The organism is Pseudarthrobacter sp. NIBRBAC000502770 (assembly GCF_006517815.1).
GTDB classification, from domain to species: Bacteria; Actinomycetota; Actinomycetes; order Actinomycetales; family Micrococcaceae; genus Arthrobacter; species Arthrobacter niigatensis.
Genome location: NZ_CP041198.1, coordinates 2,859,433 through 2,880,903, shown reverse-complemented (window position 1 = coordinate 2,880,903; position 21,471 = coordinate 2,859,433). Strand labels below are relative to the sequence as shown.

Annotated in this window: 24 protein-coding genes; 13 read left to right on the top strand and 11 right to left on the bottom strand. The window is 66.6% G+C overall.

All coding sequences use genetic code 11. From position 1 onward, the window contains the following. Positions 1 to 31: 31 nt before the first annotated feature. From NIBR502770_RS13845 to NIBR502770_RS13835, 3 genes are all read right to left on the bottom strand, one after another. Positions 32 to 412, bottom strand: a complete 381-nt coding sequence (locus NIBR502770_RS13845; protein WP_141182303.1) for an STAS/SEC14 domain-containing protein — start codon at positions 410 to 412, stop codon at positions 32 to 34. Between the two features lie 246 nt (positions 413 to 658). Further along, a complete protein-coding gene (locus NIBR502770_RS13840) occupies positions 659 to 1,633 on the bottom strand; it encodes a type IV toxin-antitoxin system AbiEi family antitoxin domain-containing protein (protein ID WP_141182302.1) in 975 nt (324 codons plus the stop codon). 231 nt (positions 1,634 to 1,864) lie between these two features. Next, positions 1,865 to 2,350 (bottom strand): DUF4188 domain-containing protein, encoded by a 486-nt coding sequence (locus tag NIBR502770_RS13835; RefSeq protein ID WP_141182301.1) that lies wholly within the window; start codon positions 2,348 to 2,350, stop codon positions 1,865 to 1,867. A gap of 66 nt (positions 2,351 to 2,416) precedes the next feature. Here NIBR502770_RS13835 and NIBR502770_RS13830 point away from each other — a divergent pair, with 66 nt between their 5' ends. Further along, entirely contained in the window at positions 2,417 to 2,992 is a 576-nt protein-coding gene (locus NIBR502770_RS13830; RefSeq protein WP_246857285.1) for a TetR/AcrR family transcriptional regulator, read from the top strand. Positions 2,993 to 3,107: 115 nt separating this feature from the next. On the opposite strand, the gene NIBR502770_RS13825 is transcribed toward NIBR502770_RS13830, so the two are convergent. The 8 genes from NIBR502770_RS13825 to NIBR502770_RS13790 form a co-directional block, all read right to left on the bottom strand. After that, on the bottom strand, positions 3,108 to 3,926 hold the full coding sequence (locus NIBR502770_RS13825) for an alpha/beta fold hydrolase (RefSeq protein WP_141182300.1): 819 nt from the start codon (positions 3,924 to 3,926) through the stop codon (positions 3,108 to 3,110). Positions 3,927 to 3,990: 64 nt separating this feature from the next. Next, positions 3,991 to 4,632: a helix-turn-helix domain-containing protein gene (locus NIBR502770_RS13820; RefSeq protein WP_141182299.1), complete on the bottom strand. Its 642-nt coding sequence runs from the start codon at positions 4,630 to 4,632 to the stop codon at positions 3,991 to 3,993. A 5-nt stretch (positions 4,633 to 4,637) separates the two neighbouring features. Beyond that, positions 4,638 to 5,072 carry a VOC family protein gene (locus tag NIBR502770_RS13815; protein ID WP_141182298.1) on the bottom strand — a complete coding sequence of 145 codons (435 nt, stop codon included), beginning with the start codon at positions 5,070 to 5,072 and terminating at the stop codon, positions 4,638 to 4,640. Positions 5,073 to 5,409: 337 nt separating this feature from the next. Then, the gene (locus NIBR502770_RS13810) at positions 5,410 to 6,399 is read right to left on the bottom strand and encodes a HAMP domain-containing sensor histidine kinase (protein WP_141182297.1); all 990 of its coding nucleotides are present in this window, start codon (positions 6,397 to 6,399) and stop codon (positions 5,410 to 5,412) included. Continuing rightward, a complete protein-coding gene (locus tag NIBR502770_RS13805; RefSeq protein WP_141182296.1) occupies positions 6,396 to 7,067 on the bottom strand; it encodes a response regulator transcription factor in 672 nt (223 codons plus the stop codon). Before NIBR502770_RS13805 ends, NIBR502770_RS13810 begins: the two co-directional genes overlap by 4 nt. Positions 7,068 to 7,071: 4 nt before the next feature. Then, positions 7,072 to 7,842 (bottom strand): DedA family protein, encoded by a 771-nt coding sequence (locus NIBR502770_RS13800; protein ID WP_246857284.1) that lies wholly within the window; start codon positions 7,840 to 7,842, stop codon positions 7,072 to 7,074. Between the two features lie 8 nt (positions 7,843 to 7,850). Next, the gene (locus tag NIBR502770_RS13795) at positions 7,851 to 8,606 is read right to left on the bottom strand and encodes a phosphatase PAP2 family protein (RefSeq protein WP_246839858.1); all 756 of its coding nucleotides are present in this window, start codon (positions 8,604 to 8,606) and stop codon (positions 7,851 to 7,853) included. A 582-nt stretch (positions 8,607 to 9,188) separates the two neighbouring features. Further along, positions 9,189 to 10,208 (bottom strand): hypothetical protein, encoded by a 1,020-nt coding sequence (locus NIBR502770_RS13790; RefSeq protein WP_141182295.1) that lies wholly within the window; start codon positions 10,206 to 10,208, stop codon positions 9,189 to 9,191. 709 nt (positions 10,209 to 10,917) lie between these two features. On the opposite strand from NIBR502770_RS13790, the gene paaA reads away from it, so the two are divergent. From paaA to galU, 12 genes are all read left to right on the top strand, one after another. After that, entirely contained in the window at positions 10,918 to 11,913 is a 996-nt protein-coding gene (gene paaA, locus NIBR502770_RS13785) for a 1,2-phenylacetyl-CoA epoxidase subunit PaaA (RefSeq protein WP_141182294.1), read from the top strand. After that, positions 11,910 to 12,287, top strand: coding sequence for a 1,2-phenylacetyl-CoA epoxidase subunit PaaB (paaB, locus tag NIBR502770_RS13780; protein ID WP_141182293.1), 378 nt, complete (start codon positions 11,910 to 11,912; stop codon positions 12,285 to 12,287). The genes paaA and paaB overlap by 4 nt, the downstream gene beginning before the upstream one ends. After that, positions 12,284 to 13,144, top strand: coding sequence for a 1,2-phenylacetyl-CoA epoxidase subunit PaaC (gene paaC, locus NIBR502770_RS13775; RefSeq protein ID WP_141182292.1), 861 nt, complete (start codon positions 12,284 to 12,286; stop codon positions 13,142 to 13,144). Before paaB ends, paaC begins: the two co-directional genes overlap by 4 nt. Before the next feature lie 2 nt (positions 13,145 to 13,146). Further along, entirely contained in the window at positions 13,147 to 13,668 is a 522-nt protein-coding gene (gene paaD / locus NIBR502770_RS13770) for a 1,2-phenylacetyl-CoA epoxidase subunit PaaD (protein WP_141183434.1), read from the top strand. A 10-nt stretch (positions 13,669 to 13,678) separates the two neighbouring features. After that, entirely contained in the window at positions 13,679 to 14,905 is a 1,227-nt protein-coding gene (gene paaE / locus NIBR502770_RS13765) for a 1,2-phenylacetyl-CoA epoxidase subunit PaaE (RefSeq protein WP_141159554.1), read from the top strand. 24 nt (positions 14,906 to 14,929) lie between these two features. Then, a complete protein-coding gene (locus NIBR502770_RS13760; RefSeq protein ID WP_141182291.1) occupies positions 14,930 to 15,718 on the top strand; it encodes an enoyl-CoA hydratase/isomerase family protein in 789 nt (262 codons plus the stop codon). Between the two features lie 169 nt (positions 15,719 to 15,887). Next, a complete protein-coding gene (locus NIBR502770_RS13755) occupies positions 15,888 to 16,493 on the top strand; it encodes a hypothetical protein (protein WP_141182290.1) in 606 nt (201 codons plus the stop codon). Positions 16,494 to 16,495: 2 nt separating this feature from the next. Then, positions 16,496 to 16,777, top strand: a complete 282-nt coding sequence (locus NIBR502770_RS13750; RefSeq protein WP_141182289.1) for a PqqD family protein — start codon at positions 16,496 to 16,498, stop codon at positions 16,775 to 16,777. 4 nt (positions 16,778 to 16,781) lie between these two features. After that, positions 16,782 to 18,002, top strand: a complete 1,221-nt coding sequence (locus NIBR502770_RS13745; protein WP_246857282.1) for a PqqD family protein — start codon at positions 16,782 to 16,784, stop codon at positions 18,000 to 18,002. Between the two features lie 45 nt (positions 18,003 to 18,047). Then, positions 18,048 to 19,619, top strand: a complete 1,572-nt coding sequence (locus NIBR502770_RS13740) for a polysaccharide biosynthesis tyrosine autokinase (protein ID WP_141182288.1) — start codon at positions 18,048 to 18,050, stop codon at positions 19,617 to 19,619. Continuing rightward, entirely contained in the window at positions 19,585 to 20,526 is a 942-nt protein-coding gene (locus NIBR502770_RS13735) for a nucleotidyltransferase family protein (RefSeq protein WP_371416463.1), read from the top strand. Before NIBR502770_RS13740 ends, NIBR502770_RS13735 begins: the two co-directional genes overlap by 35 nt. A gap of 48 nt (positions 20,527 to 20,574) precedes the next feature. Next, positions 20,575 to 21,465: a UTP--glucose-1-phosphate uridylyltransferase GalU gene (gene galU / locus NIBR502770_RS13730; protein ID WP_141182286.1), complete on the top strand. Its 891-nt coding sequence runs from the start codon at positions 20,575 to 20,577 to the stop codon at positions 21,463 to 21,465. The last annotated feature ends 6 nt before the right edge of the window (positions 21,466 to 21,471 follow it).

Here is a 21,471-nt window from a genome sequence, read left to right as displayed (position 1 = left end):
CACAGAAGCAGAAATTCCCGGAGGCCTCCGCTCACACCAGCGGCGCATCCTCGTTCAGCCACGCGAGTGCCTCGTCCATGGAGGTGAAGTATCGGGTGGGATGGGCCGGCTTGTGCCGTCCCATATAGAAGTCGGCCAGTGTTTGGTCTACGGGGGATGTGCCTACCACCGCCGCGCACTTCACCGGCCAGGTGCCGGCGAAGGCCTTCAGGGCGCCCTGGTCAATCCATTCCAAGCCTGTCATTTCGACCAGCATCGGAAGGGCGCGGTCCCCGCTGAGGGCCCGGGCCCGGTGCATCAGCGCCCTGGCATCCCCCTCCGTGACCACGTCCCCGGGCGACCACTTCAGGTGGAGCAAGCCGCCGGAGAGCTCGATGGTTCCGGTGACGTCTGCATCCCCTTGGTCTTCCATACCTTCTACTGTGATGGCTTTTCAGCAGGAGCGCCACCGGTGAGACGCCCAAGCGTATTACGGCGGCCTGCATGCAACGAGGGGTGAAGTCGGCTCGGTTGGTTCACCAGCTGCGGGGGCCGACGCATGGCGGGCCAGAGGGTGACTTCACCGAACGGGTTGCCGGACACCGCTGCTGGGGTTCAGTCCCGACGCGCAAATTCCTGAACGCCACCCACATAAGCGCCGCGCGCGGCAGATGGTGCGTCACAAGGGATTTTGCGGGTCGAGAACAGCGGAACGCGTACGACGCCGGCCCACCCCCGCCGCCGCGAGCTTCCGTTCCAGCGTTCCAGCCGCAGCGAGCTCCGCCCAGTCCCACCGCTCCACGCGGAATCCCAAAGAACGAAGTCGGTTTTCGCGTTTCTTCTCAGCCAGGACTGCCTCGGATGTGGTCCTGCCCTTGAGGAACTCGGGTTTGACGTACTTCTCCTCACCGTCGAACTCGCCAATGATCCGCGACTCCTTCCAGTAGAAATCCGAGTACCCCACCAGACCTGCGGCGTCCGTGAAGCGCTGCTGGAGGAGAGGGGGTTCGAAGCCGGCCACGTGGATCAGTGCGCGGCTCCAGGATTCGCCGGCCGAAGCAGACGCGGGATCGGCAAAAGCGATGGCGGCCCGGATCCGTCGCGCCGCCGCAGCGGAGTAGATGTTCCCGATGCCCGCTTCCAGTTCAGCCTTGGTCAGGGCAGGCAATTGACGGGCCAGGTCCGGCCGGAGCACGTGGTCCAGCGGTGCCATGGCTTCGGCAAAGGGGCTGAATGCGGCCAGGTCCAGGACAGTCCGGACGCGGTCGGTGACCAGCAGCCCCTCCACGCAGCACGCCCTCAGGCCCGACCGGGCAGCGAAGTGGCGGCTGACTCCGGCGCGTGACCTCCCGCCGTCGTTCTTCAACGTGAGGGCCTGAACCGGGTGGTTCTGCCCGATGAACGGGATGTCCCACACGCTGGCTGAGGAGTGCCTGGCGAAGATTGTGGGTTTTTCAAACGTTTCCGCGGCGGCCTGGACCCTGACGCGGTACTGCTGCCAAGGCTTCAGGTCCCGCCACGTTGGTCCGTCGACATACACGCCGTGCCGGACCCGCACGAGGGTGCCGGACCGCACGCGCTTGGCCAGATCGTTGGCGCTGAGCCCGTGCAGAATGCGGTCCCGCGAAAGCAGGAACGGCGGGAGTTCGGTCATGTATCAACGGTGGCGTGCAGAGCGCATCACCGGAACGGCAGTCCGGGGTTATGTGGATAAGCGGCTTACCCTGTTGGCCAGTCGTACCGTCCCCCATCAGGGACGCGCATTTGCCCCGCTGACGCGCATGCTCCTTTTCGCGCCCCACATGTGGGCCGCGGGAGGGAGCGCCCGCGTCGAGGATGAATCCGCGCGTCGAAAACCCGAGCCGGAGCGGCTCGGGTTTCTCCCCTAGGCGCCGGCGTGGCCCATCCGTTGCTTGGCGGTGTTGGTTCCTGCGCCGATCGGGACATGTGTCGTTGCCTTGGCGAGCCCAAAGACCGGCATTCCGCTGTAAACGACCTCGATGCCGGTGGCCGGCACCTGGTACGTCTCGTGCCAGACGCCGACGTCTCCGCTCCCGGCAAGTTCCTTCATGAAGCGGCGCCAAGGCTCAAGATGAGGGGCGTCCCGGTCCGCCGCAAACTTCCGCAGGTGCTCCGGACTCTCCCAGTAGCTGACCAACATGGTGGTGCGCCCCGCCCACTGGTGGTAGCCGAGCATTCCCGCTTCGGGGACAGCGGCCAGGTGCTGGAGCATGCGCCCCATGGCGGCACCGACCCTGCCCACGGTTCCGATCTTCCACCACCGGTTGGCCCGCATGCCGATCAGGAAGACGGTTACGGATTCCCGTGCGGGGTCGGCGGTGTACCGGCCCGGAAATACCTTCTGCGCCATGGGAACTCCCTCGCTCGATCGTTTCATAACACCGTTACAAAACAAGGTTATGAAACAATGGGGTCCATGGCAAGACCTGTTGTGCATAACGATTCCCTGAGGCGGGACCTGTTGGACGTCACCGCCGGGTTGGTGGACCGCAGTGGTCCCGCGCGGCTGACGCTGCGGGACGTGGCCGCCGCGGCCAGAACGTCCACCACGGCTGTGTACTCACTCTTCGGCGGAAAAGCCCAGCTCCTGACAGCAGTGGTGGAGGACGGGTTCCGCTCGTTCGGCGATTCGCAGCGCGCAGCAGCCGGCGGCGGCCTCCAGGGGCTCGGGAACGCCTACCGGGCCTGGGCACTCCAGCACCCGGCCCTCTACCGCCTGATGTTCGGCGGCGCTTTGGCCGCGTACGTCGATTGCCAGCCAGACCCCGATGCGGCCATGGATGCCATGCAGCCCCTGAAAGACGCGGTCGCTTCTGCACAGACCGCCGGGACCCTGCGGGAGGCACCCGTGGACCTGGTCGCGGCAGCCATCTGGGGACAGGTCCACGGCCTCGTGAGCCTTGAGTTGGCGCAGGTTGGGCCGCCCGGAGCCGATTGGGCCGGGGTATACGTGCAGGCACTGGAAGCCGTTGGGCGTGGATGGGCGGCCTGACGGTTCCGGTCGCCAGCGCCCGCAGCTCCAGATCCAACCAGGGAAAGCACGACGGCGGGGCGCGCCAGTAAGAGCCGCGCCCCGCCGTCGGCAACTCCAAGGCAGCGGGGGCAGCCTAGTCTCCGCGGAAGAGATCCCTGAGCTGGGTGGCGATGGCGGCGGCGGAAACCTGGTGGGTCTGGCCATCGAGGACGCGGTGCTCGCTGCCGGGAACGGCGGCCGCGATGGTCTGTTGCCCCTGCGCCATGGGGTCCGGGGCCTTGCCGCCCACCATGACCAGGGTGGGCACGGTGATGGTGCGGAGCCGATCGACGGGGGCCACGAAGTTGTTGGTCACCCGGGTTTCGTAAGGCAGGGTGTTGGCCGCCGCCGTCTGCTTCTTCCACACCCCGGGCATGAGGCGCAGCATGTAAGGGAGGAACGCCGGCGCCCCCACCATCTTGACCAGGAAGTAGGACACGGCGTTGCCGCGCTTGCCGTCCCGCAGCAGGGCCTCGAGGTGTTCGCGGTGGCTCCCCGGTGTCCCGTCGGCGCCCTGGACACCGGTGTAGGGCGCCTCATACGTGGCCAGGCCGCGCATTGGAACTCCCGCCGCGGCAGCCTCGAGGGCCAGCGCGGCGCCCGAAGAGATCCCGTAGACAAAAGGATTCCCGCCGGCCTCGTTCAGCACGGCCTGGAGGTCCTCGATTTCCCGTTCGGTAGCGTACGGCAGCGTCTCGCCGCTGTCCCCGCGCCCGCGCCGGTCGTAGAAGTACACCGTGAAGGCATCCTTCAGTTCGTTCGCCAGGGCGCGGGAGGGCCCAAAGTTGCGGCCGCAGAAGGCTCCGTCCACCAGGACCAGGCTGGGTCCGGTCCCCATCCGCTCCACGCTGAGGGAGGTGCCGTCGGGCGACAGAATGCTGACGACGGTGCCGGTTTCCTGGGTCTTGGTCATCGCGGTGCTCCATTCAGAGGCGGTACATGTAGGTGCGTCAAGGGTGTCGGGTCAGGCTAGCGGGTCAGGCCGCCAGATGGAACGTGTCCGCGAAGCGGTGCAGGAGGTTCCCTTGTCCGCTCAGCACCTGGACCACGCCGCTCTCGATGGCGCGGTCGGGGGCGAGTTCGCCGGCGATAAGCCGCCGGATGCCCGGTCCGCTGGCGAACGCCAGGTCGGCCGCGCCGTCGCCACGCCGGACGTCCAGGCTGGGTCCATCCACCCGGATCAGGAGCTCGGTGGAACCGAAGTGCGCCGCGTAGGCGGTGGCCGGCAGGGTGGCGGCCACGTCCGGCCGGAAGGTGGTGCGCAGATCCATGGTCATTGAATCAGGGGTGATGATTTGCTCCTCGCGGGGATCGCCCATGGCCTTGAAACCCCAGGCGCCAAGGGCGAGGATCACGGGTTCAAGCTCACGGCCGTACGGCGTCAGTTCGTAGACGATCACCCGGGAGCGGGGAGCCCGCCGGATGACGCCGGCGGCCTGGAGCTCCTTGAGCCGCGCGGCCAGGATGTTGGTGGGGATGCGGGGGAGCCCGGCGGCGAGCTCCCCGTAGCGGCGCGGCCCCACCAGCAGGTCGCGGACAATCAGGAGGGCCCACCGCTCGCCAACGATCTCCATGGCCTGCGTAATCCCGGAGTACTGCCCGTAATCGCGTGCGGCCATGGACCTCAGGCCTGCTGGTTCATGAAGGCTTCGGGTCCCTGTTGCGCGGCCGCCGGGTCCATGTAGCCGAATTCCAGGATGTTGCCGTCCGGGTCCGTGAGCTGGCGCTGGTACATGAAGCCGTAATCGGATGCGGGCTGCGCTTCCGAGCCCCCGGCCGCGAGGCCGCTGGCCACGGTGGAGTCCACTGCATCCCGGCTGTCCAGGAAGATCGCGGTGGTGGCCGATACCGTGGCGGATGGGTCGCCGATGGGACGCTCGCTGAAGGTCTGGAAGTACTCGCGGACCAGGAGCATGAAGTAACTGTGCTCTTCCTCCACCACCACGCAGGCCGCGTTGTGGTCAGTGAAGAGGGGGTTGATGGTGAACCCTACCGCCGTGTAGAACGCCTTGGCGCGCTCCAGGTCGGTCACCGGCAGGTTGACGAACATTGCGGTCATTATGGTCTCTTTTCCAAGGGGTTGGTGCGGATAAGGCTGATACTTGCAAAAAACAAGTGGACCGTCAATACCCGAGTCATCCGCCCCCCTTCGCACCGATGCGGATACCCCCTCGCGACTCGCTTACTCCCCGCCGACGCGCATATTCCATGGCGCGACTCGAATGTGGGCCGCGGAGGGGAAGGTGCGCGTCGAAAACGGAGGTGCGCGTCGCTAAGGAGGGTGGGCCGCGGAGGGGAAGGCGCGTGTCGAAAACGGCAGCGAAAGACGGCGGCACGCGGCCCACGCAGTGCGGCCCACGCACCACGCCGGCACGCACCTCAGCGGTCAGCCCCGGTCAGTCCGGTGCCAGGGGGAGCGCCAGGGGGAGTGCCAGCCGCATGGTGGTTCCCCCGGGCCCGGTGCGGGCCACCTCCACGGTCCCGCCGGCCGCCGTCGCGATGTCGCGGACCAGGGCCAGGCCAATTCCGAAGCTTCGGCGGCCGCCGTCCCCGTCCAGTCCCGGGGCGCGGACAAACCGGTCAAAAATCCGGCCCGGGTCCACGCCGGTAATCCCGGAGCCGGTATCCGCCACCAGGATCACCGCCCGGGACCCTTCAACAGAGCAACTGATGGCTACCCGGCCGCGGGAAGGAGTGTGGGCCAGTGCGTTGTCCGCGAGTGCCAGGACCGCCCGCCGCAGCGAACCGGGGTCCACCCGGACCAAAGCCTGGCCGCCACTGGAGAACTCCACGGAGACACCCTGCTGCCGGGCCAGGTCCTGCAGACTTTCGCTGACGGACCGGGCAACAGAGGCAGCATCGGCAGGCTCCGCGCCGGCGGAAGGTGCGGACGCTGTCGCGGCCAGGAGCAGTTCGTTGACGATCCCCGTCAGGGTGGCGGTGTCCTCCCGGATCCGCGCCAGGGCCTGCGCGGATTCTGACCCCGGCTCGGCTTTGCGCTGGGCCAGCTGGATGCGGGTGTCCAGGATGGCCAGGGGCGTGCGGAGTTCGTGGCTGGCGTCCTGGACAAAGCGCCGCTGCCGGGCCAGGGCCTCGCCGAGGGGCCGGATGGCGCTTCGCGCGCTGACCCACCCCACCACGCCGGCCAGCACAATTCCCGCCAGCCCGGCCAGGATCATCCCCTCGATCAGGTCCCTCGAATCGAGGTACGTGTAGGCCGGGGAGGAGGGCACCGAGGGGTGCGCCAGCTTGTTCATCAGGAACACGGTAGCGGCGGCGAGCAGCACCAGCACCAGGACGGCCACCCCGGCGCTGATCCGCAGGGCCACCTTGAGCGACGCGCGGCGAAGGGTTTCCCTGTCCGGATCAGCAGGGCCAGAAGTCATGACGGGTCGCCAATCTGGTAGCCCACGCCGTGGACGGTGCGGATCACGGTCCGGGAAATCTTCCGGCGCAGGTGGTGGACGTACGTGTCGATCACGCCGGGCTGGTCCGTGGACTGGAAGTGCGCGGCGAGCAGTTCATCGCGGGTGAACACCCTGCCGGGCTCGGCCGCGAGAGCCGCCAGGACTTCGGCTTCCTTGGCGGTCAGCGTCACCAGGTCCCCGTAGGGGGAGCGAACAGCGCGCGACGCCGGGTCGAACTCCCAGGTGCCGATCCCCACCGGCCCAGCGGGGGTTCTGAAGGTCCGGGTCAGGGCGCGCAGGCGAGCGGCCAGCTCACCGGCGTCGAACGGTTTGGCCATGTAGTCGTTGGCTCCGGCGTCCAGCCCGCGGACCTTCTCGTCGGTTTCGCCCAGCGCCGTGAGGACCAAAATGGGGGTGCCGATGCCCTTGGACCGGAGCGCTGCGATGACGCCCAGGCCGTCCAGGATGGGCAGCCCGCGGTCAATGACCATCACATCCCAGGGCTGCGTGAGCCCCAGGTGCAGGGCCTCCTGCCCGGTGACCGCCAGCCGGACCCGGTAATCCGGTTCCAGCAGTTCGGTGATGAGCGGGCCCAGGGCGGGGTCGTCCTCGGCGAGCAGCAGGGAGAGCCGGTCCGCAGGTGTCATGCGGCTATTCTGTCGTGCCGCTGTCCCGGCCGGAGGTGCTGGCTGCCGTGTCGAGCGATGGCGCGGCGTCGGCTCCAAGGTCCGTGCCGTCGTCGTCCGTTGCCTGCTCCGCTGCGGCGCGGCGGTTCCTGCGGCGGTGCTTGAGGTACTCGATGCCCCACGGCACCACGGACACCAGGACCATGAGGATGGCGATCACGTCGATGTTCCTGGCGATGACCTCGTAGTGTCCCAGCCAGGTGCCCAGCAGTGTCACGGACGTGGCCCACGCCAGCGCGCCCACGATGTTCCACAGAGTGAACGCCTTGTGCCCGTACCGGGCGGTCCCGGCGGTCAGCGGCGCGAAGGTCCTGATGATGGGCACGAAGCGGGCCAGGACAATCGCGGCGCCGCCGTGCCGGTGGAAGAAGTTCTCGGTGGCGGTGAGGTGGGCGGTCTTGAGCACCTTGGCGTCGTCCTTGAACCACCGGCGGCCGAATTTGCGGCCCAGGAGGAAGCCCACCTGGTCGCCGGCCACCGCGGCGGCCGTGACCACGCCGATCAGGACGGGCAGGGCGAGGTTCAGTTGCTGGTGCAGGAGCCCGGCGGTGAACAGCAGCGAGTCGCCCGGCAGGAACGGGAACAGGACGCCGGATTCGATGAAGACCATCACGGCGATGACGCCCAGGGCGGCGGGGCCAAACCCTTCCAGGAGGCTGGCCGGGTCCAGCAGGGACGGGGAACCGCTGGCGGTGGCGACGCCGGAAATGGCGTGGGCGGCGAGGATGGTGTGCACGGGGGTCCTTAGTGTCGGCTGGCAGGGGCGGTAAGCGCTGCGGGCAGGCGGTCCAGGAGCCGGGGGCCAAAACGGTTCCAGAGTCCGGCGAGCAGGACCACCGCGGCGCCTGCCGCCAAGAAGGAGGCAATCACATCGGTGGGGTAGTGCACCCCTACATATACCCGCGACCACGCAACAATCACGGGCAAGGCGGCGCCGGCTGCGGCCACGGGCTTGGACCAGCGGGTGCCGCGGCTCAGGAAGTACACCGCGAAGGCCAGGGCAACGGCGAAGGAAACGTGGCCGCTGGGGAAGCTGTTGGAGCCGGTTTCCGGGGCCAGGGGGTCGTAGAGCAGGCCGGGGTTGGGCCGCTGCCGGGCGATGATGAGCTTGAAGACCTCGCTGGCCACCCAGCCGGAGCACGCCGTGAGCCCGAACGCGATCGCCTTCGGGAAGTCGCGGTGCACCAGCCAGAGGACCAGGGCGATCGCCGCGATGATGCACACGCCTGCCACGGGAGCGAACAGCACGTTGATCACCATGGCTATGGCGGTCAGCGCGGCCACGTGGTGCTGGCTGAGGTCCTGGTCCACGTGCAGCTCGGCCGTGGTTTCGCCGGGCGTCAGCTGCACCGTCAGGCCCAGGGCGACGACGGCGGCGCACAGCAGCACGCCCAGCAGCACCCAGTGGCGGGGCTGGGGGAGCGCGGGGAACTGGGTGCCGGCAGCAGCGCGGGTGCGGGGCGTTGCAGTCTCATGGCGGTCATGGGCGGGCTGGTGCACGAAAATCCTTCGGGGGTCCGGCGGTGGACAGGGTTCTGTCCTGGTCTCTGCTTCGATCGTCCCGCACAGTTCCTAAGAAAGGCTTAAGAAACGTGCCCCGCCGGTGTGCACTGCGGCCTGGTCCTGGCGCTGGCGACGCGCATATTCCCCTCCGCGGCGCAGGTTCCGTGGCGAACCGAATATACGGGGTGCACAGAGGAATCCGCGCGTCGAAATTGCAGCCGCGCGTCGAAACTGCAGGGACTCACGACGACGGCCCGCACCTTGGGCGGCCACGGCACCAATTCCGGCCCGGGTCCTGGCGACGCGCATATTCCTCTCCGCGGCGCAGGTTCCGTGGCGAACCGGATATACGGGGTGCGCAGGGGAATCTGCGCGTCGAAACCGCAGCCGCGCGTCGAAATCGGCAGGAACGCACGACGACGGCCCGCACCTTGGGCGGCCAGGGCACCAATTCCGGCCCTGGTGCTGGCGACGCGCATATTCCCTTCCGCGGCGCAGATTCCGTGGCGAACCGGATATGCGGGGTGCGCAGGGGAATCCGCGCGTCGAAACTGCAGCCGCGCGTCGAAGAAGCCGGGATCAGTTGGCCACCGTGAACGGAACCACCGTCACCCCGGAGTTCGTGGAGCCCAGCTTGTTGTCCCGGCACGACGTGCGGAGGTGGAGCTTGTGCACGCCGTTGGCCAGGGTCCTGGTGTCGATCGCGATGGGCGCCGAACCGAAGGACGCCCGCCCGTAGGGGCCGGCCGAATCCCACAGCACGGTTCCGGGGTTGGGCGGATCGGAGTGGAAGTCGGGGTCGATCGAGATGAAGGAGTGCGTTGCCGGGAGTGAGCCGTTGGGATGGGTGGTCAAGCCTACGGCCGGAGTCCAGACGCCGGACACCGGGGCGTCCGGAATGGGGACGCTGCGGACCGAGGCTTCGCAGTACCCGGAGTGGGTGTACCAGCCCTTGCCGCGCAGGAACGGGTACCGGGCGGCGTCGGACCGGGACTTTCCGTTCTGGATGTCTGTCTGCCAGTTGAGGCTTGCCCGCATCTCGTTGCCGTTCGGCTCCGGCACGAACGCGCGGAGGTGGACCTCCTGCAGGCCCGAATGACTGAATGCCGAGAGGGGCCGCGAGAATGTCAGCCAGCGCTCGCAGGTTTCACTGCACACAAAGTCGCCGCCGCCCGTGCTGGACGGGCCGGGGCAGGCGAAGTCCGCTGCCGCGGCCCGCAGGTAGCACTTCTGGACCGCGGTTTCGCCGCTGGACGTGAGGAACACCATCGAGACGTAGTCGGCCGTGCCGGGGTTGTCGTGGAGGACCACCCGCACGTTCACGGTGAAGTTGCCGGAACTGATGGTCTCGCGCTCGGGAATACAGGCCCCCAGGTGGACGTGGCCGTTGTTGGTGACGGAGTTGTTGGCCTGGTCGGCGTCCGGCATCCACCAGGACTGGGCGTCCACGAATTGCCGGGTTTCCGCGTAGGACGTGCCGTCGGCGGGAGGTGCCCCGATGCACGGTCCGGCTGCGGCCCGGGCGGCGCTGGCGCCCAGGGCGGGCATGGCGACGCCCGTCAAAGCAACGGCAATAAGCAGGGCCAGGAACCGTCTCATGACGATCCACCTTCCAACGGTGTCTGTCGCTATATGGGGTGGCGCACCCGCGCTGTGATGCTGTCAGGGCCAAATAAGGCGTGGTCATTGTATGCCCGGGATCAGAGGCAGACCAGAGTTGACATAGTGCTGGCGCCCCCGCGGGGAGGGAATTCGGCGGCAATGCACGACGACGGCCCCTCCCGACCCCCGACCGCGACGCGCATATTCCCTTCCGCGGCGCACATTCCTTCTCGCGCCGCATATTCGGGGGTCGCAAGGGAAAGTGCGCGTCGAACATGGGATGGCGCGTCGTCGGCGCTCCGCGTGGCTGCGCCGCTCCCGCAGAGGACGACGACGGCCCGCGCCATGTGCAGGACGTGATGGGGCGTTGGGGAAAACGTGGCAGGACGTGATGGGGCGTTGGGGAAAACGTGGCAGGACGTGATGGGGCGTTGGGGAAAACGTGGCAGGACGTGATGGGGCGTTGGGGAAAAGGTGGCAGGACGTGATGGGGCGTTGGGGAAAAGGTGGCAGGACGTGATGGGGCGTTGGGAGGGCAGCCCGCGTAACCGGTGGTGGCCAGCGGCCGACGGCCGGTCATGCGATGGACCGGCGCATACGAAAAGAGGGCGGCACGCTTGACGCCCGCGCGCGCTCCCGCATATCCTGAACGAACGGTCGGTAAATAATTCCGAGACGCCCGACAGGTCTTTGCATAGGAGCAACCATGGCAGCGCAGAACTTGCAGTCAGTGCCGGCTGAGCTAACCCCGGAAGAGGACGCCGCAGGCCAGGCCCACTTTGACCGGATCATCGCCGAGGACTCGCGGATCGAGCCCCGCGACTGGATGCCGGCGGCCTACCGCAAGACCCTCCTGCGCCAGGTCTCCCAGCACGCGCACTCCGAAATCATCGGCATGCAGCCGGAGGCCAACTGGATCTCCCGCGCCCCCAGCCTGAAGCGCAAGGCCATCCTCATGGCGAAGGTCCAGGACGAGGCCGGCCACGGCCTCTACCTCTACTCAGCAGCGGAAACCCTGGGCCAGTCCAGGGACAAGATGATGGACGACCTCATTGCCGGCAAGGCCCGCTACTCCAGCATCTTCAACTACCCGGCCCGCACCTGGGCGGACATGGGCGCCATCGGCTGGCTGGTGGACGGCGCAGCCATCTGCAACCAGGTCCCGCTGTGCCGCGCCTCGTACGGCCCGTACGGCCGCGCCATGGTGCGCGTCTGCAAGGAAGAGTCCTTCCACCAGCGCCAGGGCTTCGAAATCCTCCTTGAACTCTCCAACGGCACCCCGGAGCAGAAGCAGATGGCGCAGGACGCCGTGAACCGCTGGTACGCCCCGGCCCTGATGATGTTCGGCCCGCCGGATGACGATTCCCCCAACTCCAAGCAGTCCATGGCCTGGAACATCAAGCGGTTCAGCAATGACGAGCTCCGCAACCGGTTCGTGGGCATGATGGTGGAGCAGGTCAAGGTCCTGGGCCTCACCCTCCCCGATGACCAGATCCGTTTCAACGAGGACACCAAAAAGTGGGAGCACGGGCCGCTGGACTGGGACGAGTTCCACGAAGTCCTGGCCGGCCGTGGCCCTTGCAACGCCCAGCGCCTTGAGCGCCGGAGGTCAGCGCACGACGACGGCGCCTGGGTCCGCGAGGCAGCGGCGGCTTACGCAGCAAAACAGTCAGCAAAGATGCAGAAGGAATACGCAGCATGAGCCCGCACGGCAACCCGGAAACCCCCGCCAGCTCGGCCACCGAGATCAACCGCGAAGCCCCCAAGGCCAGCCCGGCCCCTGACCGCCATGACCGCTCCACCTGGGGCCTCTGGGAGGTCTTCGTCCGGTCCAGCCGCGGCCTGAGCCACGTCCACGCCGGATCCCTGCACGCCCCGGATGCCGCCATGGCCCTCCGGAATGCCCGCGACCTCTACACCCGCCGCAACGAGGGCGTCTCCATCTGGGTTGTCCCGGCCGACGCCATCGCCGCCAGCGATCCCGATTCCAAGGGTTCCTTCTTCGAGTCGCCCCAGGGCAAGGACTACCGGCACGCCACGTACTACACCAAGAGCGAGGGAGTGAAGCACCTGTGAGCGAAGCCAACGCCTCCGCCACCCGGATCACCCCCGGCAACGCCCTCCGTCCGGAGGACATCGCACTCGAGGTCAAGACCGGCCTCGCGAAGCCCAGCGAAGACGTCGCCGAGTACGCCCTCCGCCTGGGCGACGACGCCCTGGTCCTCGCCCAGCGCCTGGGCCACTGGATCTCCCGCGCACCGGAGCTGGAGGAGGACATCGCCTTGGGCAACATCGCCCTGGACCAACTGGGCCACGCCCGCAGCTTCCTCACCTACGCCGGCGCCGGCATGCCCAAGGAGGACGACACCCCCAAGTCGGAGGATGACCTGGCCTACTTCCGCCGCGAGCACGAGTTCCGCAGTGTCCAGCTGTTCGAGCAGCCCAACGGGGACTTCGCGGCCACTATCGCCCGCCAGTTCGTGGTGAGCTACTACCAGTACGAGCTCTACCGCCGCCTCACCGAGTCCACGGACGCCACCCTGGCCGCCGTCGCCGCCAAGGCCGTCAAGGAAGTGGACTACCACCGCGACCACAGCGCCCAGTGGGTCCTGCGCCTCGCCGGCGGCACCGAGGAATCGCGCACCAGGATGATCCACGGCCTCCGCACCATGTGGCCGTACGTTGCGGAACTCTTCCGCGACGACGAACTGACCGAAAGGCTCGCCCAGGCGGGTGCCGGCGTCCCGCCTTCCAGCCTGCGGGAAGACTTTGACCGCCTCACCGCCGAGGTCCTCAACGAGGCCGGGCTGGAGGTTCCGGACGTGCCCGCAGCCCCGGGCGGCGGCCGGCAGGGCAAGCACTCGGAGTACCTGGGCTACATCCTCGCGGAGATGCAGGTCCTGGCCCGCGAGCATCCCGGAGCGAGCTGGTGACCGTGTACGTCTCGGACTTCGAATCCCGCACCCGCACCCCGCAGCAGGATGCGTGGGACATCGCGGCAACCGTGGTGGACCCGGAGATCCCGGTGCTCACCATCGCGGACCTGGGCATCCTGCGGGACGTCCAGGTCACGGACAGCAAAGTCACCGTCACCATCACGCCCACGTACTCGGGCTGCCCGGCCATGGACGCCATCCGGGACGACCTCTACACCGCCTTCGCCAAGGAGGGCTACCAGGACGTGCACGTGGACCTGGTCCTCTCCCCGGCGTGGACCACTGACTGGATGACCGAGTCCGGCAAGCAGAAGCTGCAGGAGTACGGCATCGCCCCGCCCAGCGGCAACTCCCGGGCGGGCGGCCATTCCGGCCCCATCCGGTTGAGCCTGGCCGTGAAGTGCCCGCAGTGCAACAGCCTCAACACCAAGGAACTCACCCGCTTCGGTTCCACGTCCTGCAAGGCCCTCTATGTGTGCCAGGACTGCAAGGAACCGTTCGACTACTTCAAAGTCCTGTAAGGAAGCCCCCATGCCTGTTGTCCGCCAGACCGCCGCCGAAGAGGCTGAGGTGACCGGCCGCCGTCGTCCGTCCTTCCACACCCTGGCCGTGAAGGAGGTGCGCCGGCTCACCGATGACGCCATCGAGGTCGCCTTCCACGTACCGGCTGAGCTCGCCGGCAAGTTCGACTACCTGCCCGGCCAGTACGTGGCCCTGCGCACCACGCTGCCGGATGAGAGCGGCGAGCCGAAGGAAATCCGCCGCAGCTACTCCATCTGCGCCGAGCCGCGCAGCTTCGCGGACGGCACCAGCGAGATCCGCGTGGCCATCAAGAAGGACCTGGGCGGGCTGTTCTCCACGTGGGCCAACGCCGAGCTGAAGGCCGGGGACACCCTGGACGTGATGAGCCCCATGGGCGCGTTCGTGTCCAAGCACGGCCGCGACGGCGTGGCCGTGGACCAGAACGTTATGAACTCCATGAACCACCCGGAGGACCTGGCCGGGGAGGCCGGGAACTTCGTGGCCATCGCCGCCGGATCCGGCATCACCCCGGTGATCGCCATCGCCCGGACGCTGCTGGCCGCCAATCCGGACACCCGGTTCGACCTGATCTACGCCAACAAGGCCGCCATGGACGTGATGTTCCTGGAGGAGCTGGCAGACCTGAAGGACAAGTACCCGCAGCGGCTGGCCATCCACCACGTGCTGAGCCGGGAGCAGCGGATCGCGCCGCTGCTCTCCGGCCGGATCGACGCCGAGAAGCTGCAGCAGCTGCTGGGTACCGCCCTGCACGCGGACGATGTGGACGAGTGGTTCCTGTGCGGGCCGTTCGAGCTGGTCCAGCTGTGCCGGGACACCCTGGCCGAGCGCGGGGTGAAGCCGGAGAACGTCCGGTTCGAGCTGTTCACATCGGGCAAGCCGGACCGCCCGGAGGGGCAGGCCGGCCGTCCCGTCATAGTGGACGAGTCCAAGGAGACGTACAAGATCACGTTCAAGCTGGACGGCCTGCAGGGCGAGGTGGCCAGCCCCACCCACGCCCGCGAGTCCATCCTCAACGCGGCGCTGCGGGTCCGCCCGGACGTACCGTTCGCGTGCGCCGGCGGAGTGTGCGGCACCTGCCGGGCCAAGGTGGTCACCGGCACCGTGACCATGGACGAAAACTACGCGCTGGAACAGGATGAGCTGGACAAGGGCTACGTCCTGACCTGCCAGAGCCACCCCACCAGCAAGGAAGTCACGGTCGACTTCGACGTCTAAGTCTTTTCACAACAAAGGAGCCCCATGATTTCCCTTTCCATCAGCAACGGCATCGCCGAGGTCGTGCTGGACGCGCCGCACAAGCTGAACTCGCTGGATGAGCAGGCGCTGCGGGATTTAGCACAAGCGTACGACGACGCTGCTGCCGCCGCCTCACGCGGTGAGGTGCGGGCGCTGCTGCTGAGGGGAGAGGGCCGGGCCTTCTGCGCGGGCCGGGACATCGCCGAGGTCACCCCGGAGAACGACGACGCCGCCGCGTACCTGGGCGGGCTGGTGGAGCCGCTGTTGAAGAAGATGGCGTCCTTCCCCGCGCCGACGTTCGCGGCGGCGCAGGGAGCGTGCCTGGGCGTGGGGCTGGGACTGCTGCTGGCCACGGACGTGGTGTACGTGGCGGAGAACGCCAAGTTCGGGTCGCCCTTCGCCAAGCTGGGGGCCACGCTGGATTCGGGCGGGCACTGGTACTTCACGGAGCGGCTGGGCATGCACCGGACGCTGGACCTGATCTACACGGCGGACCTAATCTCCGGCGCCGAGGCGGTGGCGCAGGGCATGTTCAGCCGCGCCATGCCTGCGGCCGACCTGCTGGAGTCGACGCGGGCGATTGTCTCGCGGGTTGCTGGCGGCGCCACCGGGGCGTTCGTGGCCTCGAAGGAGCTGGTGGCGCATATCCGTGATCAGCGCCTGGGCCTGTGGCAGGCCATGCAGGAGGAGAACGACGAGCAGGCACGCCTCTGCAAAACCGAGGACTACGCGGAGGGCTTCCGGGCGTTCCAGGAGAAGCGCGAGCCGAAGTTCACGGGATCCCTTAGTTAAACGAGTTTGATCAAGAGGCCTTGCAGAATTCTTGAGTAAACCTTTCAACGCGTTTGCAGAAATCTTTATTTGTGTTCGCGAGAGTGGGCGAAGCCGGGCAACTCCGGCTATTGCGCGCTGCCGGTCTCAAACAGGCAGCGGCATTTAGGAACTTACTCTGGGGGCACCTTTGTCTGAGGTTTTGGATGCGGAAATTGAAGGTACGGAAGAGAACGGCTTCAGCCGCCGAAGGGTAGTTGCGGGCGTCGCCTGGTCGCTGCCGGTTATCGCCACCGCCATCGCTGCTCCGGCCGCCGCGGCGTCGCCGGGGCCCATCAGTGCAACGGCAACTTGGTCTTACGGTGCTGCTCCGCAATACTCCAAAATCGGAGGCGGAGGCAAGATCTACGGCGGTGCTGCCCCCGCTACTCTTAGCCTGAAGAATACGGGGACCTCCGCATTTACAGGTACTGTCAGCGTTACCGTAACGATGACGCCGAAGGGAACAGTGCTTGTAGGAATCGGTGCCGAGTCTTTGGCGCCTGCCGCATCATCCGGCTCAATTACCTACTCGCAGCACCAGTCAACAAAGTCTTTTTCGTATAGCCTGACTAATTTTGGGGCGGGCCAGACGCAAGTCTTTTCGATCACGTATAACTACGAATCGGTCAACCCTAAACCAACTGGCGTTTCTTACTATTTTGTCATGGGCACTTCGGTGGTTCTTACTGCAAACATCGGTGGCTCCCTCACGCTGACCCCGGCCGTCAGCCCCGACCCCCATATCCAGTTCTAGTCATGGTCTGGAAACGCGGCGGACTGGTCGCAGAGGTTTGTACAGAACCCCGGGCCCGCGTCGCCCTGCTGCACCTCGACGCAAACCAGCCAGTGGTTCTCGAGGGGCCGGCGGCGGTCATCTGGGACCTCATTGATGGCCAGCGGAGCGAGCGGGACATCTTCGCCGAGCTGGAGGCCACCTTCGAGGACCACTCAGGCCAGATGCAGGCGCAGGTGGAAGGCTTCCTGGCAAGCCTCGAAGCGCAGCGCCTGATCGAGGCTGCCTCCGGCACTTCACACTAACGGCATGACCTCCGCGGGAATCACCGGGAGCGCACGCTCGGCATGGCAGCAGCGCCTGTTCGATGAATTGGCACGGGGCGGTGACCTGCTGTGCCTCAAAATTATGGGCCAGCGGTTTGTGGTCCGCTGGGGCCGTGCGGTCACGTGGCAGCAGCGGGCATCAATGAGCATCGCCTGGGCCCGCTGTATCAGCGGCAGCCTTGAGCCGCTGCTGCCGCCGGAGCCGATGGAACCCACCGAAGACCGTCAGTTCACGGCCTCAGTCACCTGCGCCGCCATGCAGTACGGGGACGGTACGTTCCATATCGGGGCCGCGTCCTTTGACGAGCTTGCTGAGAACCTCACGTCCCGGCTCACCGTGTCCGCGATTCTGGCCAATGCCGGTGAACTGACCATGCTCCACGCCTGCGGGGTGGGTGACCCGGGCACAGGGGCTGTGGTGGCTTTGGTGGCCAAGTCTGGAACAGGAAAGACCACCGCAGCGTCCGTGCTCGCCAGGACGTACGGCTATGTCACTGACGAGACAGTTGCCATCGCATGGGACGGCTCCGTGGTTCCATATCCCAAGCCCTTATCGGTCAAGCAGGAAGCCGGTGCACCCAAACGCCAGGCAGGACCGGATGAGTTCGGACTTCAGCCGGCCCCGGCCATGCCCTTCATCCAGTCCATCGTGCTTTTGGACCGGGTCCAAGGGGAGCGTCCGGCGGCCCCGGTGCTGAAACGGGTACCACTGGCCGACGCTTTGCTGGCCCTGATCCCGGAATCGTCCTCGCAGGCAGAATTCGTGGATCCTCTGCAGTCGCTATGCCGCCTCATCGAGAGCGTCAGGGGAGTGTGGCAGGTGACCTATTCGGAGGCAGCGGACCTGCCGGCGGCCTTGGAGCCTCTCTTCCAGCTTCAGGCTAGGCCAGAGCCGGAGTGGGAACCAGTCGCTGAAGAACATCCCCAACGGGCACCCCTCCCGGCTGGCTGTATCCGGCGCAGGGCACCGAAAGACGCGGTGAAGATCGGCAGCGACCTGCTGGTCATGCTGGACCAAGACATAGTCCGCCTGAGCGGAATCGGACCCGCCATCTGGGAGGCCTGCTCGGGCCCGGTAGGGCTGGACCAGCTGACTGAACACGTGGCGAAGGTACACGGCAAACCTGAAGGCTACCGGGCCGCCGTCGCCCAGGCCGTAGAGCAACTCATCGCCACGTCGATCCTGGAATGCGGCGAAAACTGAACCGCCTGCACGGGCACATCAAGAACCTGAGCTTAAGGAACCACTATGAGCACAACCACCACGCCCCCGGAGGCATCCCCGGGCCTGGACTTGGCGGATTACCTCACTATCCTGCGGGTGTACTGGAAGGCCATCGTCGCCTTCACCCTGCTGGCCACCTTGGGGGCAGCGGGGTGGACCGTCCTCCAGCCAAAGATCTACTCCTCTGATTCCAGCGGCATAGTGGTCACGCCGGGCTCGGACAACGTGAGCCTGGCGTTGGCCGGCGACAGCCTGGCGAAGGCAAAGGTCAAGAACTATGAGTCCGTAGCGAAATCCCGCCTTGTCGCGGACCGGGTTATCCAGGCCCTGGACCTGAAGACAACTGCCGATGCCCTTCTTGGCAGCATTAGCGTCAAGGTTCCGATGGACACGGCAGAAATCAGGGTCACTGCGCAGTCCACGGATCCGGCAACAGCCCAGCGGGTGGCTGATGCCTGGGTAAATGGCCTGGCCGCCCAGGTGGAGGCCATTGAAACGGCGCCTGCCACCGACGCTGCGGGACAGGCCAGTACGGGTGCAACACCCGACGCCGGGCCGCAGGCGAGTGCAGCGACGGCCGTCCGTGTACTCCCGCTGGGCAAAGCCGTCCTGCCTACCAGCCCCACGTCACCCAACACCAAGCTGAACCTCGCGCTGGGCGCCCTGGTCGGGCTGGCCCTGGGTGTTGCCTATGCGCTGATCCGCCGGCACCTGGACCGGCGTATCCGGAAGGCTGCGGACATTGAGCGGCTGTTCGGCGTCCCCGCGATTGGCACCCTCCCGGTGGACCACCGTTTGGATGGGAAGAGCACCATCGTGGACGCCGGCACCGCCGCGCAACTCCATGACGCCGGCGGGGCTATGGCGGAGGCTCTCCGCGAGCTGCGGACCAACCTCAGCTTCGTGGACGTGGACAACCCGCCCCGGATTATCGTCGTCACCAGCTCGATGCAGGCGGAGGGCAAGTCCACGGTGACGGCCAATCTTGCGGTCACCATGGCGGCAGCAGGCGAAAACGTCGTGGTGGTCGACGGCGACCTCCGCCGGCCCACGCTGGTGGACGTCTTCAACCTTGTTCCGGGAGTTGGGGTCACCGATGTGCTCACGGGCACGGCCGAGCTCGCCGACGTCCTGCAGCCCTGGGGCGCGCTGCCCAACCTCTCAGTCCTGGGATCGGGCCGCATCCCGCCGAACCCCAGCGAGCTGCTGGGTTCCCGCGCCATGAAGAACATGCTCACCACGTTGGCCAAGGATGCTGTGGTCCTGATCGACGCACCACCGCTTCTTCCCGTGACGGACGCTGCTGTTCTCTCGCGCGCCGCCGACGGCGCCATCCTGGTGATCCGGACCGGCAGGACCACCCAGGAGCAGCTGGACCAGTCCCTGGGGAACCTTGAGAAGGTCAAGGGGCGCGTCTTGGGAGCCGTTCTCAACTACGTCCCCACCAAGGGAAGGGACGCCTACTCCTACTACGGAACATATTCCGCGACTCCCGCGCCGGCGTCTGCCGAACCTGAGCCCGTCGACGATTGGCGGGTCGCGGATACCCGCGAAGTAGGGGATGCCATTTCCGTCGGCCGCAGGGTCAGGATCTAGGCGTCCCATGGCAAACGCTGGCGACCAAACCCAGCTAAGGATCCAGGAAGGTGTGCTTCTCGGCCACGCCCTCGTGGCACGCTTGGCGGACAGTCTGGGCATCAGGGTCTTCTTCATCAAAGGACCAGCAAGCGTCATCCAGGGGCTGCGTGAAGCCAAAATATCCGCAGACGTGGACGTCTTCGTGGACCCGGCTCGTCTCGAGGAACTGCTCCAGGGCCTCTCCGAACGGGGCTGGCGGGGGCGCCCGTCGGATCCAGACAACGTCACCTTCCCCAAGCACTCGGTGACACTTGATCACCCTGAATGGCCCTGTTGCGTTGACGTCCACTTCCGCTTTCCAGGAATGGAAAAACCACACAGGGACTGCTTCGAGTATCTGTGGCAACATACCGTGAGCATGGAACTCGCAGGACAGCAATTGAGGGTCCCTTCGAACGAGCTTGGAATCCTGTTTCTGGCTCTGCACGCTTTGCGGTCGCCCGAGCTACCCGCCTGTCGACAGGAGCTTCAGTATCTGGCGGGCGCCATTCGGCGGTCCCAGTCTGAGCCGCTCCTGGAGCTCGCTGCGGCCACAGGTGCCCTGGCCGCTGTCCGGCCCTTCCTTGAAAGTCTTCTTCCCGAATCAGTGGCCCCTGCTTGGCCGGAACCTTCACAAGAGTGGCGCAACCGCGTCGCGGCGAAGGCGCCCGGGAGCGCTCGGATCATTGCGATTTTTCAGGCCCCGTGGAGGGACAAACCAAATATGCTCTGGCGCGCGGTCTTTCCTCGTACAGAAGTGTTTCTGACGGGAAATATCTATGCGGACCTGTCGGTACGGGGTCGGCTGAAGCAGCATCGAGGCAGGTGGGGCCGGTTTTTTCGGGATATCCCCGGCCTTGTCCGGGACCTTCGTCACCTTCCGTGACTTCGATTCAATTGCCGATCAGCCCAACAAATTTGTTAAGGTTCACCTATGACTAAGGGGAAAGCTATAACCAAAGCCGTCATTCCTGCTGCCGGATTGGGAACACGCTTCCTGCCCGCTACCAAGGCAATGCCTAAGGAAATGTTGCCTGTCGTTGACCGCCCGGCCATCCAGTACGTGGTCGAGGAAGCGGTGGACGCCGGCCTCACCGACCTGCTGATGATCACCGGCCGCAACAAGCGCGCCCTGGAGGACCACTTCGACCGCGAGCCGGGCCTGGAAGCTGCTCTGGAGGCCAAGGGCGACAAGGACAAGCTGGGCATGGTGGAGTACGCCTCCAACCTGGGCCCAATCCACTACGTCCGCCAAGGCGAGGCCAAGGGCCTGGGCCACGCTGTGCTCTGCGCCCAGCAGCACGTGGGGGACGAGCCTTTCGCCGTGCTCTTGGGTGACGACCTGATCGACGAGGCAGAGACCCTGCTGTCCACCATGATGGAGGTGCAGCAGAAGACCGGTGGTTCGGTGATCGCCCTGATCGAGGTTGATCCCTCCCAGATCAGTGCCTACGGCTGCGCGGACATCTCGGTTGTTGAAGGCGAGGACTACGTCCGCGTCAACAGCCTGGTGGAGAAGCCTGCGGTTGCTGACGCACCGTCCAACCTTGCCGTGATCGGCCGCTACGTGCTGCACCACTCGGTGTTCGGCGTCCTGGAGAACACCGCTCCGGGCCGGGGCAACGAGATCCAGCTGACCGACGCCCTGCAGACCCTCGCAGCCGGCGAGGGCGAAGGCTCAGGCGTTTATGGTGTGGTCTTCAAAGGCCGCCGCTATGACACGGGCGACAAGCTGAGCTACCTCAAGGCCGTCATCACGCTGGCTTCCGAGCGCGTGGAGTTCGGCGAGGACCTGAAAACCTGGATGAAGGGCTTCGTCGGGTAGTCCTGG

Excerpts from the sequence above, each read along its gene's own strand:
- galU (WP_141182286.1), top strand. The coding sequence starts at position 20,575 with ATGACTAAGGGGAAAGCTATAACCAAAGCCGTCATTCCTGCTGCCGGA.
- paaB (WP_141182293.1), top strand. The coding sequence starts at position 11,910 with ATGAGCCCGCACGGCAACCCGGAAACCCCCGCCAGCTCGGCCACCGAG.
- paaA (WP_141182294.1), top strand. The coding sequence starts at position 10,918 with ATGGCAGCGCAGAACTTGCAGTCAGTGCCGGCTGAGCTAACCCCGGAA.
- NIBR502770_RS13745 (WP_246857282.1), top strand. The coding sequence starts at position 16,782 with ATGACCTCCGCGGGAATCACCGGGAGCGCACGCTCGGCATGGCAGCAG.
- NIBR502770_RS13830 (WP_246857285.1), top strand. The coding sequence starts at position 2,417 with ATGGCAAGACCTGTTGTGCATAACGATTCCCTGAGGCGGGACCTGTTG.
- NIBR502770_RS13835 (WP_141182301.1), bottom strand. The coding sequence starts at position 2,350 with ATGGCGCAGAAGGTATTTCCGGGCCGGTACACCGCCGACCCCGCACGG.
- NIBR502770_RS13820 (WP_141182299.1), bottom strand. The coding sequence starts at position 4,632 with ATGGCCGCACGCGATTACGGGCAGTACTCCGGGATTACGCAGGCCATG.
- NIBR502770_RS13825 (WP_141182300.1), bottom strand. The coding sequence starts at position 3,926 with ATGACCAAGACCCAGGAAACCGGCACCGTCGTCAGCATTCTGTCGCCC.
- NIBR502770_RS13740 (WP_141182288.1), top strand. The coding sequence starts at position 18,048 with ATGAGCACAACCACCACGCCCCCGGAGGCATCCCCGGGCCTGGACTTG.
- NIBR502770_RS13805 (WP_141182296.1), bottom strand. The coding sequence starts at position 7,067 with ATGACACCTGCGGACCGGCTCTCCCTGCTGCTCGCCGAGGACGACCCC.
- NIBR502770_RS13810 (WP_141182297.1), bottom strand. The coding sequence starts at position 6,399 with ATGACTTCTGGCCCTGCTGATCCGGACAGGGAAACCCTTCGCCGCGCG.
- paaE (WP_141159554.1), top strand. The coding sequence starts at position 13,679 with ATGCCTGTTGTCCGCCAGACCGCCGCCGAAGAGGCTGAGGTGACCGGC.
- NIBR502770_RS13790 (WP_141182295.1), bottom strand. The coding sequence starts at position 10,208 with ATGAGACGGTTCCTGGCCCTGCTTATTGCCGTTGCTTTGACGGGCGTC.
- NIBR502770_RS13735 (WP_371416463.1), top strand. The coding sequence starts at position 19,585 with ATGCCATTTCCGTCGGCCGCAGGGTCAGGATCTAGGCGTCCCATGGCA.
- NIBR502770_RS13840 (WP_141182302.1), bottom strand. The coding sequence starts at position 1,633 with ATGACCGAACTCCCGCCGTTCCTGCTTTCGCGGGACCGCATTCTGCAC.
- NIBR502770_RS13815 (WP_141182298.1), bottom strand. The coding sequence starts at position 5,072 with ATGACCGCAATGTTCGTCAACCTGCCGGTGACCGACCTGGAGCGCGCC.
- NIBR502770_RS13750 (WP_141182289.1), top strand. The coding sequence starts at position 16,496 with ATGGTCTGGAAACGCGGCGGACTGGTCGCAGAGGTTTGTACAGAACCC.
- NIBR502770_RS13845 (WP_141182303.1), bottom strand. The coding sequence starts at position 412 with ATGGAAGACCAAGGGGATGCAGACGTCACCGGAACCATCGAGCTCTCC.
- NIBR502770_RS13760 (WP_141182291.1), top strand. The coding sequence starts at position 14,930 with ATGATTTCCCTTTCCATCAGCAACGGCATCGCCGAGGTCGTGCTGGAC.